The organism is Lawsonibacter asaccharolyticus (assembly GCF_022453915.1).
GTDB classification, from domain to species: domain Bacteria; phylum Bacillota; class Clostridia; order Oscillospirales; family Oscillospiraceae; genus Lawsonibacter; species Lawsonibacter asaccharolyticus.
The window spans coordinates 1374197-1390475 of record NZ_CP091870.1; the positions used below are offsets into that span (position 1 = coordinate 1374197).

Here is a 16279-nt window from a genome sequence, read left to right on the forward strand (position 1 = left end):
GCCGCGCCACCTTCCCCCATGAGGGGGGAAGGCTTTTCGGGCGGCTTCCAGCCGCCCCGGAGGCGTGGGAGGATCAGCTGAAAAAAACTCTTGACTTTATTGCTTTTGTGCGTTACAGTTTAACGCGAGAAAGTTTTTGGGAGTGTGATCGCTATGATCGTCAAACTGGGTATGCTGATCGTGTTCTTCGGCGTGATGGTGGGCATCGGCCTGTACTGCCGCCGCCACGCCACGGATGTGAACGGATTTGTGCTGGGCGGGCGCTCTGTGGGTCCCTGGCTCACCGCTTTCGCCTACGGCACTTCTTATTTCTCCGCCGTGGTCTTCGTGGGCTACGCTGGACAGTTTGGATGGAAGTACGGCATTGCGGCCACTTGGGCGGGCATCGGCAACGCCCTGCTGGGCTCGCTGCTGGCCTGGGCGGTGCTGGGCCGCCGGACCCGCATCATGACCCAGCACCTCAGCTCCGCCACCATGCCGGAGTTCTTCGGCAAGCGCTTCGGCAGCGACAAGCTGAAGATCGCCGCCTCAGTCATCATCTTCATCTTCCTCATCCCCTACACCGCCTCGCTGTACAACGGACTGTCCCGCCTGTTCGGCATGGCCTTTAACATCGACTATTCCGTGTGTGTCATCGTCATGGCGGTCCTCACCGGGGTGTATGTCATCGCCGGCGGCTACATGGCCACCGCCATCAACGACTTCATCCAGGGCATCATCATGATCGTGGGCATCTGCGCCGTCATCGCCGCCGTCCTCAACAGCCAGGGAGGCTTTATGGCCGCCCTGGAGGGACTGGCCCAGGTGAGCGACCCCGCCGTCTCTGACATCCCCGGCGTCTTCGCCTCCTTCTTCGGCCCCGACCCCCTGAACCTGCTGGGCGTGGTGCTGCTCACCTCGCTGGGCACCTGGGGCCTGCCCCAGATGGTCCAGAAGTTCTACGCCATCCGGGACGAGAAGGCCATCGAGACGGGCACCGTCATTTCAAGCGTATTCGCCCTGCTGGTGGCCGGCGGCTGCTACTTCCTGGGCGGCTTCGGGCGGCTCTTCTCCGACCAGATCGACGTGGCGGCCAACGGATATGACTCCATCATCCCCACCATGCTCTCCGGACTGTCCGATGTGCTCATCGCCGTGGTGGTCATCCTGGTGCTCTCCGCCTCCATGTCCACCCTGTCCTCCCTGGTGCTGGCCTCCAGCTCCACCCTCACCCTGGACTTCCTGAAGGACCACTTCATCAAAGATATGGATGAGAAGCGCCAGATCCGCATCATCCGGGGCCTGATCGTGGTTTTCATCGCCATCTCCGTGGTGCTGGCCATCATCCAGTACAGGTCCAGCGTCACCTTCATCGCCCAGCTCATGGGCGTGTCCTGGGGCGCGCTGGCGGGCGCCTTCCTGGCCCCCTTCCTCTACGGCCTGTACTGGAAGAAGGCCACCTCCGCCGCCTGCTGGGCCAGCTTTCTCTTCTCCACTGTGGTGATGCTGTCCAACATCTTCGTGGGCTCCCGCTTTCCAGCTCTGCTCCAGTCGCCCATCAACGCCGGCGCTTTCTGCATGCTGGCCGGACTGGTGATCGTGCCGGTGGTGAGCCTCTTCACCCGCAAGCCCGACCCGGTGCTGGTGGAGGACGCCTTCTCCTGCTACAACAAGCCCGTCATCGTGGCCCAGCGGGAGGCCCTGGGAGACTGAGCGGCGGGTCATCCGCAGATGGATTTGACAATCCGCCGGTTTTCCTGTATCATAGACGGGCAAGTAAGCTGGACAGCCGCGCGGGCGGGGCGAAAGGCCCGCCTGTGAGGAAAGTCCGGGCTCCGCAGGGCAAGGATAACGGGTAACACCCGCCGGGGGCGACCCTAGGAAAAGTGCAACAGAGATATACCGCCTCGATCCCCCGTGAGCGGGGGAGGAGGCGCGGTGGAATGAGCGAGCTTTCCCTTGGGGGAAGCGAGGGATATGAAACTTGCGCCGGTGAGGTAAGGGTGGAAAGGTGAGGTAAGAGCTCACCCGACGGCTGGGAACTGTCCGTCGCTGTAAACTCTATCCGGAGCAACGCCGTGGAGGGACACACAGGTCGGCCCGACCGTCCCAGGGAGGCGGCTGGAGCGCACCGGCAACGGTGCGTCGAGATAGATGGCTGTCTTAAAAGACAGAACCCGGCTTACAGGCTTACTTGCATCTTCAGAAAAAAGAGTGGAGGGAGATCCTTCACTCTTTTTTTGTGTGTTGGCCATGCTCTTTTTAAGTGGATCTCCGCGTTCTCCGGCATCACAGGACCGGCGTCGGAAGAGCAGGCACCTGCCGGCGGGCCATCGCGGCCGCCAGGGACAGGACCTGTGCCGGCGGCAGCCAGTTCACCTTCACCACTCGGGATAACAGACCGCATGGGTGCGCCCATGCGGTCCTGTCAGTCCTGTCCCTCTGCTCCCCCTGCCTCCGCCATGGCCGCCTCCTCCCGCAGGCGGGCGGCCAGCTTCCGGGTCAGCTCCATGTCCTGCTCCCGGCTCCAGGAGCGCTCCCGGGCGGGAGCCGGGGGCCTGCCCGGACGGTCCCCCTGCTGGCGGCGCAGGGCCCGGGCCTGCCGCTGGCTGAGCCACCGCTGGGTGTCCCGCAGGACGGCCGCTCCCAGAAAGCCGCAGGCGATCCTGGTCTGGCCGGACATCTGGGGGTAGTGGTCCAGGATCTCCTCCATGGTCACCGACGGGTCCCGCCACACCCGCTCGGCATAGACGCACAGGGCGGACAGCAGCCACCCCCGCTGGTCCGGGGGGAGGTCCTCCACCACAAAGTAGTTGTCAAAGTAGAAAACAAAACCCCGTTTCGCGTTCTCCAATCCGCATCCCTCCTTACTCCTAACGGAAAAGGGGGGAGAAAGTGGCACATTTCCGTGCAATTAGGGCCCCGTAACAGTAACAGTCAGAGAAATAGAAAATGTCATTGTTATCTCTGTTATAGTGATAGGAAGAGCGATGGTCACGGTGCCGCGCCGGGCGGCGGAGGAGAGAGGGGGGAGAGGACCGTTTTTCCCCGCGGGGGGACGGGAGCGCTGTCAAGAACATCTTTCCATCCAAACCTCGCCTCAGCCACAACGAAAAAGCTGTGGCTGACACAGTGATTTTCCTGGGATGTTGGAGCGGGGCGGTTGACAAGGCCCCGCTTTTGTGGTAATTTGATAACAGCAACAAACTTAGGGATGTTTTTTATGTTGGATTTCAACCCGGGGGAGCATATCTGCGTGGTGGGGGACGCCCGCCCGGAGAAGACCAACCCCATCTACCTGGCCCACGAGAAGGTGATCCTCATCCTGGTGGTGGAACGGGCCACCGGCCTGATCGTGGACGCAGACACCAATATGGTCTGCGAGCTGACCCGGCGCTTCCTCCGCTCCGTCTTTGTGGGGCACAGCCTGGTGGACGACCTGGAGGAGATCCGGAACAGCCTTTTGGACAACTATCTGGGGGACTCCAAGCGGGTGCTGTACGCCGCCGCCCGGTCCGCCCGGATGAAGTTCCTGGACAGCACCAGTCAGGCGCGTGAATAGTCAGCATTTTGCTATGCGGCGGGAAGTGGACTTGTCCTTTCTGCCATCCAGTAGCAGGACGCACTGAACCGCAGCGGGACGGAACGCCCCGCCGGGCAGGTGCGTCCTTTTGCATCCCAACAGACAAGCGAGACAGCAGAAAGAATGGAGGTATCCCTATGTATGATCTGATCCTGCGGGGCGGCACGGTGGTGGACGGGAAGCGTTCCCAGCCCTATGCCGCTGACATCTGCATCCGGAAGGGGCGCATCGCCCGCATCGCCCCGGAGGGCGGCGAGGAGGCCCGGGAGGTGGTGGACGTGTCCGGACTGGCGGTGGCCCCCGGCTTCATCGACATCCACACTCACTCTGACGCCTGCCCCCTGGTGGACTATGAGCCGGAGAGCAAGCTGCACCAGGGCATCACCACCGAGATCACCGGCAACTGCGGCATCTCCATCCTGCCCAGCACGCCGGAGAGCCGGGACGAGATCGGCCGCTACTTCTTCAGCCAGCTGGAGCTGCCCGCCGGGAGCCTGCCCCAGCTGGGAGTGTCCGGCCTGGAGGAGTACGCCCGGATGGTGGCGGACCACGGCTGCGCCGCCAACTACGGCCAGCTGGTGGGCCACGGCACCCTGCGGGGGGCGGTGATGGGCTTTGTGGACCGGGACCCTGAACCGGAGGAGATGGAGCAGCTGAAGGACCTGCTGGAGCGGGAGCTGAAGGCGGGCGCCTTCGGTATGTCCCTGGGGCTGATCTATCCCCCCAGCGCCTTCTGCAAGAGCGAGGAGCTGGTGGAGCTGGCCAAAGTGCTGAAGAAGTACGACGCCCTGCTCACCGTCCACATGCGCAACGAGGGGCCCCGCATCTTCCAGGCAGTGGATGAGATGATCGACATCACCCGCCGCTCCGGGGTGCACCTGCAGATCTCTCACCTGAAGCTGATGGGCAAGCCCCAGTGGGGCCGCTCCCAGGAGCTACTGGACAAGATCGAGGCGGCCCGGCAGGAGGGGATGACCATCACCTGTGACCAGTACCCCTACACTGCCACCTCCACCTCCATGACCGCCCTGCTGCCCAAGTGGGCCCACGACGGCGGCGTGTCCGCCCTGGTGGCCCGGGTCAAGGCCCCCGACCAGCGGCTGAAGGACGAGACGGCGGCGGAGATGGAGGACCGGGGCGGCCCGGCCCATGTGATGGTCTCCGGCACCCACGGCTACCACCCGGAGTGGGAGGGCAGGACCGTGGCGGAGCTGGCGGAGGAGCTGGGGCTGTCCCCGGTGGACACAGTGATGCATGTGCTGTCCGCCTGCGAGGGCTCGGTGGCCTGCATCTACTTCTGCATCAACGAGGACGACATGCTGAACATCATGAGGGACATGCGCATCGCACTGGGCAGCGACGGATACGGCTTCTCCTATGACCGGTCCATCACCCGGACCAACCCCCATCCCCGCAGCTTCGGCACCTTCCCCCGCTTCCTGGAGCTGGCCCGGGACCACAGGCTGATGCCCCTGGAGGACGCGGTGTACAAGATCACCGGCCTGCCGGCGGACATCCTGGGCCTGAAGGACCGGGGCACCCTGGAGGAGGGCCGGATCGCCGACATCACGGTCTTTGACCCGGAGCAGGTGCGGGACCTGTCGGAGTACACCGACTCGGTGAAAAAGCCGGCGGGCATCCGCCACGTGCTGGTGGGGGGCACCTTCGCCCTGAAGGACGGCGCGGCCACCGGCTCCAGAACGGGCACGGTGCTGAAGAAGGTCTGAGACAATCTGGCCTGCCAATATAGAGGGACCGCCGCGGCGGTCATCCCTCCCCTTTCCGGGGAGAGATGGCCGGGGGAGCTGAGGGCTCCCCCGGCGGGCCTCTGGAGAAAAAAGGAGGGAAGGAGCCTTGTATGATCTGATTCTGCGGGGCGGCACGGTGGTGGACGGAACGCGTTCCCGGCCCTATGCCGCCGACGTATGCATCCGGGACGGGCGCATCGCCCGCATCGCCCCGGATGCGGGGGAGAAGGCACGGGAGGTGGTGGACGTGTCCGGGCTGACGGTGGCCCCGGGCTTCATCGACATCCACAGCCACTCCGATGCCTGCCCCCTGCTCAGCTTCCAGCCGGAGAGCAAGCTCTTCCAGGGCATCACCACCGAGATCACCGGCAACTGCGGCACCTCCATCCTGCCCAGCCTGCCGGAGAACAGCCGGGAGATCGTCCAATACTTTTTTGATGACACCAGCATGTTCAGTCAGGTGGTCCTCAACGAGAAGGACCGGAGCCTGGACGGCCTGTACGGGGTGGAGGAGTATGCCCGGGCGGTGGCGGCCCACGGCTGCACCGCCAACTACGGCCAGCTGGTGGGCCACGGCACCCTGCGGGGGGCGGTGATGGGCTTTGTGGACCGGGACCCTGAACCGGAGGAGATGGAGCGGCTGAAGGACCTGCTGGAGCGGGAGCTGAGGGCGGGCGCCTTCGGCATGTCCCTGGGGCTGATCTATCCCCCCAGCGCCTTCTGCAAGCGGGAGGAGCTGGTGGAGCTGGCCAAGGTGCTGAAGAAGTACGACGCCCTGCTCACCGTCCATATGCGCAACGAGGGGCCCCGCATCTTCCAGGCAGTGGACGAGATGCTGGACATCACCCGCCGCTCTGGAGTGCACCTGCAGATCTCCCACCTGAAGCTGATGGGCAGGCCCCAGTGGGGGCGCTCCCGGGAGCTGCTGGACAAGCTGGCGGCCGCCCGGCGGGAGGGGCTGAACGTCACCTGCGACCAGTACCCCTATACCGCCACCTCCACCTCTATGACCGCCCTGGTGCCCAAGTGGGCCCACGACGGAGGCCGCGCCGCCCTGCTGGAGCGGCTGCGGGACCCCTCCCGGCAGCTGAAGGCGGAGATCGCCGCCGAGATGGAGGACCGCGGCGGAGCGGACCGGGTGATGATCGCCGGCACTCACGGCTGCCGCCCGGAGTGGGAGGGCAGGACCGTGGCGGAGCTGGCGGAGGAGCTGAAGCTGTCCCCGGCGGACACGGTGGTCCACGCCCTGGACTGCTGCGGCGGCCGGGTGGCCTGCATCTACTTCTCCATCGATGAGGGCGACATGCTCAACATCATGAAGGACATGGACATTGCGGTGGGCAGCGACGGATACGGCCTGTCCTTTGACCGCTCCATTACCATCACCGACCCCCACCCCCGCAGCTTCGGCACCTTCCCCCGCTTCCTGCGGCTGGTGCGGGAGCACCAGCTGATGCCGCTGGAGGACGCGGTGTACAAGCTGACCGGCCTGCCGGCGGACATCCTGGGCCTGAGGGACCGGGGCACCCTGGCGGAGGGCCGGATCGCCGATATCACAGTCTTTGACGCGGAGCGGGTCCGGGACACCTCGGAGTTCACCGATTCCGTGCGGAAGCCGGAGGGCATCTGCCACGTGCTGGTGGGGGGCGAATTCGCCCTGCGCCAGGGCAGGTCTGCCGGAGGGAGAAAGGGGGCGGTCATCCGGCGCGAGAGCGGAGGACCTGTCTGAGGACAGGGAGAAAACAATATGTGTGAGCCGTCCCGGCCTGCCTGTCTGGACCGGGGCGGACAGAAGGGAGAAACAGATATGGAATTAGGTAGTTGGTCTATCATTCAGGCGCCCTCTCTGCTGGCTCTGATCCCCCTGGTGGTCATGATCGTGCTGATCTTCCGGGGAAAGAGCAACGTGTCCGCCATCATGGTGGGCGTGCTGGTGGGCGCTCTGCTGCTGGGGCAGGACCTGGGGGCCATGGCCAAGGCTTTCGCCACCTCGCTGGGCTCCTCCACGGCCCTGATCGGCCTCATCATCATGATGGGCGCCGGCCTGGGCGTGCTGATGAGCGAGGCGGGGGTCACCCACACCCTGGTCTACTGGATCGTCAAGCGCATCGGCGTGAACACCCAGACCAAAGGCAAGATCGCCCTGGTGGTGGTGTCCATCATCGTCTGCGGCCTGCTGGGCACCCTGGGCGGCGGCAACGCCGTCATCGCCCCCATCATGCTGCCCATCATGGCCTCCCTGGGGGTCACCCCCACCGTGGTGGCCACCCTGTTCAAGGTGGCGGGTGAGATCGGCCTGATCCTGGGCCCCCTCACCGGCGTGACCCTCATCACCATGGAGGTCACCGGCCTGTCCTACGGCGAGCTGATGATCCAGGCGGCCATCCCCTTCGCCGTGTTCTGGCTGGCTGGCGCCTGGGTGGGCGCGAACCGCGCCCAGAAGCGCACCTTCGGCAAGGAGGGCTATGCCCTGGGGGAGGACGTGCAGCACCTGGATCAGGTGGTCATCACCCCCCGTCAGAAGCGGACCACGGTCGCTTTCCTGATCTCCTTTGTCCTTCTGGTGGGCTACGGCATCGCCACCAAGCAGGGCACCAACTACGCCCTGATGGTCATGATCGTCCTGGCTGCCGTGGTGGCCATCTTCGGCGGCATCGAGATCGACCGCTCCGTGGACTGCATCACCAAGGGCGTGGCCTCCCAGGCCAACATGTTCCTGATCTTTGTGAGCATCGACGTGCTGCTCAACCTGGTCACCCTGGGCGGCGGCTTTGACGCCCTCTCCAACCTGCTGGGCGGCCTGGCGGGCAACAGCCCCACCGCCGTCATGCTGGTGGCCTCTGTGGTGGGCGGCTTCGGCATCGAGGCGGCCGCCGTGGCGGAGATCCAGATCATCACCGACATGTTCGGCGGTCTGGCCACCCAGGTGGGCCTGCCCATGGGCTGCTTCGCCGTCTCCATCCTGGCGGCCACCCGGCTCACCGGCTCCGCCTATCCCACCACCAACTTTGCCGGCCAGCTGGGCACCGCCCAGTGCAGCAACACCAAGGAGGCCCTCCAGGCCTGCTGGATCAGCGTTGCCTTTGCCTGCGTCTTCGTGGTGGCGTACTCCTTCATCGGCCCCCTGATCCTGGGCTGAGCCCGGCGGGACTGAAAAAGAGTGAAAAAAGCCCCCTGTATAGGTCTGTTCCTATACAGGGGGCAGCTTTTTTGAGGCGGTCAGAGACCGGCCAGATCCCGGATGACCGCCCCGGCCAGCACCAGCCCGGCGGCGCCGGGGACAAAGGAGACCGAGCCCGGGACGGCCCGGCGGGGGGAGGAGGCGGGGCGGGTGTCTCCGCCGGGGGGGAGATCCGCCTCCGGGGGGGCCAGGGGGGCGCGGGGCTCCTCCCGGGACCAGACCACCTTCAGATGGTGGATGCCCCGCTTCCGCAGCTCCTTCCGCATCACCCGGGCCAGGGGGCAGCCCTCCGTTTTGGACAGGTCGGAGACGGAGAAGGCGGAGGGGTCCAGCTTGTTGCCCGAGCCCATGGCGCTGATGAGCGGGACCCCCAGGGCCTGGCAGCGGACGGCCAGCTCCAGCTTGGCGGAGACGGTGTCCACCGCGTCCACCACATAGTCGTACCGGGACAGGTCCACCTCCCCGGCGTTTTCCGGCAGGTAGAACATCCGCAGGGCCCGCACCCGGCAGGCGGGGTTGATGTCCCGGACCCGCTCCGCCATCACCTCCGCCTTGGGGCGGCCCAGGGTGGAGTGGAGGGCGATGAGCTGCCGGTTCAGGTTGCTCTCGGAGACGGTGTCGTCGTCGTACAGATCCAGGGCGCCGATGCCGGCCCGGGCCAGGGCCTCAGCGCAGAAGCCCCCCACGCCGCCCACCCCGAAGAGGGCCACAGAGGCGTGGAAGAGCCGCTCCTGGGGGCCGTCGCCCAGGAGCATGCGGGAACGGGAGAATTGATCGGACACAGGTCCCACCTCGTCTTTCCAAAGGGATGCCCCGCCCGCCGGGCGGAGCGTTCTTTCTTGGCGCGTGCGGTGACGGCTGAGGGAATTTCCCGGGGCTCTGCGGAAAAGATGCAGATCCGGCCTCTGTTTTTGTCACCACACGGGCCATCATATCATAAGATTTGGGTGAGTTCAACGGCAAGGAGGGCGGGACAGAGCGCAAAAGCGGGGGAAAAGGGATAAAATTCCCGTGGAAGGAGGCAAAATGAGAAAAGGCCATTGAGTATTCCAGGGATATGTGCTAAAATATTTGGCTGGCATATTATTATAAGACAGACCTGATGAGGTGTTGAATAGGATGAAGATCGTGGTATTGGCGGGCGGGCTCAGCCCGGAGCGCAACGTCTCCCTGTCCTCCGGCGCTATGGTGAGCGAGGCCCTGCGGGAGCAGGGCCATCAGGTGGCGCTGGTGGACCTGTTTTTCGGGACAGAGGGGGTGGAGGGCCCGGCAGAGGCCCTCTACGACGCCCCGGTGCCCCAAGCGTTCAAGCGGATCGGCCGGCAGGCCCCCGACCTGGCCCAGGTGCGCGCCGCCCGCCGGGACAGGAGCCCCTCGTCCATCGGCCCCGGGGTGCTGGAGCTGTGCGCCGGCGCGGACGTGGTCTATCTGGCCCTTCACGGCGCCTGCGGCGAGGACGGCCGCATCCAGGCGGCCCTGGATCTGCTGGGAGTGCCCTACACCGGCTCCGGCTGCCTGGCCAGCGCCATCGCCATGGATAAGGACCTGACCAAGCGCCTGGTGGCGGGTCAGGTCACCACCCCGGCCTGGCGCTCCGTCACCGTGACGGAGGAGAACCTGGAGGAGCTTGCCCGGCAGACCCGCCTGCCTGTGGTGGTCAAGCCGGTGGACAGCGGCTCCTCCATCGGGGTCTTCATCGCCCGGGACGGACAGGAGCTGCGCCGGGCCCTGGAGGAGAGCCGGAAGCTGGGGGGCCGCACCGTGCTGGAGGAGTATATCCAGGGCAGGGAGATCCAGGTGGCGGTGCTGGAGGACCGGGCCCTGCCCTCCATCGAGATCATCCCCAAGGAGGGCTTCTACGACTACGAGAACAAGTACCAGCCCGGCGCGGCCCTGGAGGTCTGCCCGGCCCAGATCCCCCCGGAGTGGGAGCAGCGGCTGGGGGAGGCGGCGCTGGCCGTCTTTCGGACCATCGGGCTGTCCGTGTACGCCCGGGCGGACTTTATCGTGACGCCGGACGGGACCCCCTATTTCCTGGAGATCAACACCCTGCCCGGCATGACCCCCACCAGTCTGGTGCCCCAGGAGGCGGCCGCGGTGGGCATCGGCTACGGCGCCCTGTGCCAGACCATCGTGGAGGCGTCTCTGAAAGCCAGAAAAGGAGGAGCCTGACCAGATGGAAGCCATCACTCTGGCCCAGCTTCTGGAGGCCGTCCACGGCACGCTGCTGGGCGACTTCCGGGATGAGAACGTGATCGTCCAGCGGGTGGACACCGACAGCCGGACCATCCACTCCGGCTCCCTGTTCATCCCCCTGGTGGGAGAGCGGTTCGACGGGCACGCCTACATCAACGCCGCCCTGGAGGGGGGCGCTCTGGGCTGCCTCACCGCCCGGGAACGGGAGAGCTACCGCCCCGACAGATTCTATATCAAGGTGGCCAGCACCCAGCGGGCCCTGCGGGACCTGGCCGCATGGTACAAGGCCCGATTCCCCATCCCCTTCATCGCCGTGACGGGCAGCGTGGGCAAGACCACCACCAAGGACATGATCGCCGCCGTGCTGAGCACCCGGTACCGGGTGCTCAAGACCGAGGGCAATTACAACAACAACATCGGCCTGCCCCTGACCCTGCTGCGGCTGGACAGGAGCTGTGAGATCTGCGTGCTGGAGATGGGGATGGACCGCCCGGGGGAGATCGACTACCTGGGGGAGATCGTCCAGCCGGACGTGGGAGTCATCACCAACATCGGGGACGCCCACATCGAGCGCCTGGGCAGCCGGGAGAACATCTTCCGGGCCAAGTGCGAGCTGCTGCCCCACATCCGGCCCGGCGGGCTGGTGGTGCTCAACGGGGATGATCCCATGCTGGCATCCCTCCGGGGCCGCACCCCGGTGCCCGCCGTCTTCTGCGGCCGGGAGGAGGGCCTGGAGTACCGGGCCCGCCGGCTGGAGGGGGACGGGGACAGCCGCATCCTCTGCCAGATGACCACCCCCCGGATGGACCGGCAGGTGGAGATCCCTGCCCTGGGGGAGCACATGATCTACCCCGCCCTCATCGCCGCCGCCATCGGAGAGCGGTTCGGGCTCACCCAGGACCAGATCGTGGAGGGCATCCTCCGCTTCGTCCCCACCCGGATGCGGATGAATATCCTCTACCGGGGGGATGGGATCGTGATCCTGGACGACACCTACAACGCCAACCCCCAGTCCATGCGGGCGGCCATCAGCGTGCTGTCCGACCGGCGCAGCCAGTGGAGCATCGCCGTGCTGGGGGACATGTTCGAGCTGGGGCCCTTCGCCCCCGCCCTGCACACGGGGGTGGGGGAGTGCCTGGGCAAGGCCCGCATCGACTGCCTGGTGGCGGTGGGGGAGCTGGCGGAGCACATCGCCCAGGGGGCCCGGAACTCCGGCGTGCCCCTGGTGTACCACTGCAAAGACAAGGCGGAGGCCAAGCCTGTCCTGGACCAGCTGGTCCGGCCGGGCAGCACCATTTTAGTGAAGGCGTCCCGCGGGATGGAGCTGGAGGAGCTGACCGCTTACCTGCTCTCCATCACCCCGGAGGCGGAGTGACCCCCAGGGCCCTCCCGCGGACGGACCGTTTGGAAGGCCCGCCTGCGGGAGGGCCCTTCCCAGAGGCCAACACAGGAGAGACAGAGGACCGTTATGATCGATATCGCCATTTCCGGCCTGGTCAAGGAATTTGAGGTCGGCAAAAAAATACTGGACGGGCTCACCTTTCAGGTGGACTCCGGCGAGCGGGTGGGACTGCTGGGCAAGAACGGCTGCGGCAAGACCACCCTGCTGCGCATCCTCACCGGCCAGATGGACTGGGACGAGGGGGAGGTGGTCCTGGCCCCGGACAAGCGGGTGGGCTTGATCTCCCAGATCCCGGTCTACCCCGCCGGCTACACGGTGGAGGATGTATTGGACACCGCCTTCCGCCCCCTGCGGGAGATGGAGGAGGAGATGGAGCAGCTGGCCGCCCGGATGGAGCGGGGGGAGGACCCCGCCCTGCTGCGCCGGTACGACCAGCTCACCGCCGCCTTCGAGGCCGGGGGCGGCTATGACACCGACACCCGGAAGAACAAGGTGTGCAGCGGCCTTCAGATCGGCCCGGGGATGCGGGAACAGCTCTTCGACCGGCTCTCCGGCGGGGAGAAGACCCGGGTGAACCTGGGCCGGCTGATCCTGGAGGACACCGACATCCTGCTGCTGGACGAGCCCACCAACCACCTGGACCTGAAGGCCACCGAGTGGCTGGAGGAGTATCTGGACAAGTTCAAGGGCACCGTGCTGGCGGTCTCCCACGACCGCTGGTTCCTGGACCGGGTGGTGGACCGGGTCATCGAGATCCAGGAGGGGAAGGCGGAGTTCTACTCCGGCAATTACAGCTTCTATGTGGTGGAGAAGGAGCGCCGCTACCAGGAGAAGCTGAAGCAGTATGAGAAGGAGCAGGCCAAGATCCAGCAGCTGGAGAAGGCCGCCGAGCAGCTGCGGATCTGGGCCTATTCGGGCAACGACAAGATCTTCAAGCGGGCCCAGTCCATGGAGAAGCGCATCGAGCGGATGCGGACCACCGACAGGCCCACCCGGGAGCGGAAGATGGAGGTCCGCTTCGGGGAGCGGGAGTTCCGGGGGGATGAGGTGCTCACCATCAAGGGGCTGTCCAAATCCTTCGGCCAGCGCGCCCTGTTCTCCGGGGTGGACCTGGAGGTGGTGGGGGGCGAGCGCATCGCCCTGCTGGGGGACAACGGCACCGGCAAATCCACCCTCATCAAGATCCTGATGGGGGAGGAGGGGCCCGACGAGGGGAAGATCCGCATGGGCCCCACGGTGAAGATCGGCTACCTGCCCCAGATCATCCACTTCGACCACCCGGAGCGCAGCCTGCTGGACACCATGCTCTATGAGCTGGACTGCACCGCCCAGACCGCCCGCAACCGGCTGGCCTCCTTCAAGTTCCGGGGGGAGGACGTATTCAAGCCGGTCTCCGCCCTGTCCGGCGGGGAGCAGTCCCGGCTGCGGCTGTGCATGCTCATGGACGAGAAGATCAACCTCCTGATCCTGGACGAGCCCACCAACCACCTGGACATCCAGAGCCGGGAGTGGATCGAGGAGGCGGTGGAGGAGTACGAGGGCAACCTGCTCTTCGTCTCCCACGACCGCTACTTCATCGACCGCTTCGCCACCCGGGTGTGGGTGCTGGAGGACGGGCAGGTCACTGACTTCCGGGGCAGCTACGGCGAGTACCGGGCAGCCCGGGAGAGGAAGCAGGCCCAGGCCGTCCCCGCCCCCGCGGCGGCGCCGGCGGAGAAGAAGGAGAAGCCCCGGCGGCCCGGCGGCACCAAGAACCTGGAGAAGGAGGTGGCCGCCGCCGAGCGGGCGGTGGCTAAGGCAGAGGAACAAATGTACGAGCTTGGGCTCCAGATCGAGGAGGCCGCCTCCGACTATCTGAAGCTCCAGGAGCTGTATGAGCAGCGGGAGGCGCTGGAGGAGGAGATCCTGAAGCTGTACGGGACTTGGGAGCGCCTGTCGGCGGAGCTGGAGGAGGCCAGAGGATGAAGCGGCAGATCAGCAGTTATAAAGGAAGGAAGCTCTGTCTCTGGCAGAAGCTGCTGCTCTCGGCGGTGCTGGCCGGGGCCGTGACCTTTGCCGGGCTGTTCGGCGCGGTGCTCTACGGCTCCTACGACCATATCCAGGGGGACCCCCGGGCGATGGTGGTGCTGGGCTGCCAGGTGATGCCCGACGGGGAGCCCTCCATCCTTCTGCGGGACCGGCTGGACCGGGCGCTGGACTACCTGGAGGACCACCCGGACCTGACGGTGGTGGTCTCCGGGGGCCAGGGGGACAACGAGCCCGTCACCGAGGCCCGGTGCATGGCGGACTACCTGATGGAGCGGGGGGTGGAGGAGGACCAGCTGCTTCTGGAGGAGCGGTCCCACAACACCGACCAGAACCTGCGCTATTCCCGGGAGCTGCTGGAGGCAGAGGGCTGTGATCTGTCCCAGGGGGTGGTGGTGGTCTCCAACGGCTTCCACCTGACCCGGGCCCGGATGCTGGCGGAACGGGCCGGATATGACAGTGTCTCCACCCTGGCGGCCCCCTCCAGCCACCTGCCCTCCCGGCTGCACATGTATGTGCGGGAGCCGCTGGCCCTGGTCAAGTCGTTTTTCCTGGACCGGTGAGGGGCCGGGGGAGAGGAGGCAGCTGTGGATCAGATCACCATTCGGAATATGCGGGTGGAGGAGTATGCGACACTGAAGGACCTCCTCTATGAGGCAATCTACGTCCCGCCGGGGGACGCTCCGCCGCCCAGGTCGGCGGCAGACCGGCCGGAGCTGCGGGTCTATTTCCAAGGATTTGGAAGTGGACCGCTGGACCGGGCTCTGGCAGCGGTGGACGGAAGCCGGGTGGTGGGCAGTGTATGGTGCCGGCTTATGGATGACTACGGACATATCGACGATGAGACGCCCTCCCTTGCGGCGGCGCTGTATCCGGAGTACCGGGGCCAGGGCATCGGAACAGAGCTGCTGCGCGCCATGATGGATGCTTTGGAGCGGGAGGGGGTCCGTCAGGTCTCCCTGTCCGTGCAGAAGGGGAACCCGGCGGTCCGCCTGTATCGGAGAGTGGGATTCCGCATAGTACGGGAGACAGAAGAGGAATATATCATGGTGGACCGCCTGGGGCGGGCATCAAGCGGAAAGGAGCATGCCCATGCTGGACAAGCTGGCGGCCGTGGAGGCCCGATACAGCCAGATCGAGGCCAGGCTGGCCGCGCCGGAGACCTATGACGACCCCGCCCAGGTGGCCCGGCTGAACAAGGAGCAGAACGAGCTGTCCCCGGTGGTGGAGACATACCGGGCCTACCTCCGGGCCCGGGAGCGGGAGCAAGAGGCCGGGGCCCTGCTCTCCGACCCGGAGCTGCGGGAGCTGGCCCAGGAGGAGCAGCAGCAGGCCAGGCAGGAGCTGGAGCGGCTGGAGCGGGAGCTCCAGGTCCTGCTGCTCCCCAGGGACCCCAACGATGGGAAGAACGTCATCGTGGAGATCCGGGCCGGGGTGGGGGGGGAGGAGGCCGCCCTCTTCGCCCACTCCCTCCACCGCATGTACTCCATGTACGCCGAGAGCCGCCGCTGGAAGACGGAAGTGGCCAGCCTGAACATGACGGAACTGGGAGGGGTAAAGGAGATCTCCTTTACTATCGAGGGGGACGGGGCCTGGTCCCGGATGAAGTTCGAGAGCGGCGTCCACCGGGTCCAGCGGGTGCCGGAGACCGAGTCCGGCGGGCGTATCCACACCTCCACCGCCACGGTGGCCGTCCTGCCCGAGATGGAGGAGGTGGAGGTGGACCTGGACCCGGCGGACGTGGAGATGCAGGTGTTCCGCGCCTCCGGGGCGGGGGGCCAGCATGTGAACAAGACCTCCTCAGCGGTGCGGCTCATCCACAGGCCCACAGGCATGGTGGTGGAGTGCCAGCAGGAGCGCAGCCAGTTCCAGAACCGGGACAGGGCCATGCGCATCCTGGCTTCCCGGCTGTACGAGGCGGAGCAGGAGAAGCGCAGCAGCGAGTTCACCGCCGAGCGCCGCAGCCAGGTGGGCACGGGGATGCGCAACGAGCGCATCCGGACTTATAACTTTCCCCAGGGGCGGGTCACGGACCACCGCATCGGGCTGACCCTGTACAAAATCGAGAGCGTGATGGACGGGGACCTGGACGAGCTGATGGACGCCCTGGCCGCCGCCGACCAGGCGGAGCGGCTGAAGCAGACCCAGTAAACGACGACGAAAGG

At 66.1% G+C, this 16279-nt stretch carries 13 protein-coding genes and 1 other RNA gene; 12 read left to right on the top strand and 2 right to left on the bottom strand.

The window, feature by feature from the left end; genetic code table 11:
- Positions 1–153: 153 nt before the first annotated feature.
- Positions 154–1692 (top strand): sodium:solute symporter family protein, encoded by a 1539-nt coding sequence (locus L9O85_RS06505; protein WP_108981305.1) that lies wholly within the window; start codon positions 154–156, stop codon positions 1690–1692.
- A gap of 60 nt (positions 1693–1752) precedes the next feature.
- Positions 1753–2180, top strand: an RNA gene (gene rnpB / locus L9O85_RS06510) — RNase P RNA component class A.
- A 227-nt stretch (positions 2181–2407) separates the two neighbouring features.
- Here rnpB and L9O85_RS06515 read toward each other — a convergent pair.
- Positions 2408–2833, bottom strand: coding sequence for a DUF6291 domain-containing protein (locus tag L9O85_RS06515; protein WP_050624648.1), 426 nt, complete (start codon positions 2831–2833; stop codon positions 2408–2410).
- Positions 2834–3202: 369 nt separating this feature from the next.
- Between L9O85_RS06515 and L9O85_RS06520 the strand changes: the two genes are divergently transcribed.
- The 4 genes from L9O85_RS06520 (at position 3203) to L9O85_RS06535 (ending at position 8449) form a co-directional block, all read left to right on the top strand.
- A complete protein-coding gene (locus L9O85_RS06520; protein WP_050624649.1) occupies positions 3203–3541 on the top strand; it encodes a DUF3870 domain-containing protein in 339 nt (112 codons plus the stop codon).
- 158 nt (positions 3542–3699) lie between these two features.
- Positions 3700–5289, top strand: a complete 1590-nt coding sequence (locus L9O85_RS06525; protein ID WP_301579964.1) for an N-acyl-D-amino-acid deacylase family protein — start codon at positions 3700–3702, stop codon at positions 5287–5289.
- A 127-nt stretch (positions 5290–5416) separates the two neighbouring features.
- Positions 5417–7039, top strand: coding sequence for an N-acyl-D-amino-acid deacylase family protein (locus tag L9O85_RS06530; RefSeq protein ID WP_301579965.1), 1623 nt, complete (start codon positions 5417–5419; stop codon positions 7037–7039).
- Positions 7040–7117: 78 nt separating this feature from the next.
- Positions 7118–8449, top strand: coding sequence for a TRAP transporter large permease subunit (locus L9O85_RS06535; RefSeq protein ID WP_050625483.1), 1332 nt, complete (start codon positions 7118–7120; stop codon positions 8447–8449).
- An 80-nt stretch (positions 8450–8529) separates the two neighbouring features.
- Here L9O85_RS06535 and L9O85_RS06540 read toward each other — a convergent pair whose 3' ends face one another.
- On the bottom strand, positions 8530–9273 hold the full coding sequence (locus L9O85_RS06540; RefSeq protein WP_050624652.1) for a tRNA threonylcarbamoyladenosine dehydratase: 744 nt from the start codon (positions 9271–9273) through the stop codon (positions 8530–8532).
- 337 nt (positions 9274–9610) lie between these two features.
- On the opposite strand from L9O85_RS06540, the gene L9O85_RS06545 reads away from it, so the two are divergent.
- The 6 genes from L9O85_RS06545 to prfA all read left to right on the top strand — a co-directional run bounded on the left by L9O85_RS06545 (position 9611) and on the right by prfA (position 16265).
- Positions 9611–10663 carry a D-alanine--D-alanine ligase gene (locus L9O85_RS06545; protein ID WP_108981303.1) on the top strand — a complete coding sequence of 351 codons (1053 nt, stop codon included), beginning with the start codon at positions 9611–9613 and terminating at the stop codon, positions 10661–10663.
- Positions 10664–10667: 4 nt separating this feature from the next.
- Complete coding sequence (locus L9O85_RS06550; protein ID WP_276756114.1) at positions 10668–12062, top strand: UDP-N-acetylmuramoyl-tripeptide--D-alanyl-D-alanine ligase; 1395 nt, start codon at positions 10668–10670, stop codon at positions 12060–12062.
- A gap of 93 nt (positions 12063–12155) precedes the next feature.
- Entirely contained in the window at positions 12156–14054 is a 1899-nt protein-coding gene (abc-f, locus tag L9O85_RS06555; RefSeq protein ID WP_301579968.1) for a ribosomal protection-like ABC-F family protein, read from the top strand.
- The gene (locus L9O85_RS06560) at positions 14051–14677 is read left to right on the top strand and encodes a YdcF family protein (RefSeq protein WP_050624656.1); all 627 of its coding nucleotides are present in this window, start codon (positions 14051–14053) and stop codon (positions 14675–14677) included. Before abc-f ends, L9O85_RS06560 begins: the two co-directional genes overlap by 4 nt.
- Before the next feature lie 24 nt (positions 14678–14701).
- A complete protein-coding gene (locus L9O85_RS06565; protein WP_346015900.1) occupies positions 14702–15283 on the top strand; it encodes a GNAT family N-acetyltransferase in 582 nt (193 codons plus the stop codon).
- Positions 15207–16265 (top strand): peptide chain release factor 1, encoded by a 1059-nt coding sequence (prfA, locus tag L9O85_RS06570; RefSeq protein ID WP_276756111.1) that lies wholly within the window; start codon positions 15207–15209, stop codon positions 16263–16265. Before L9O85_RS06565 ends, prfA begins: the two co-directional genes overlap by 77 nt.
- Positions 16266–16279 lie beyond the last annotated feature (14 nt).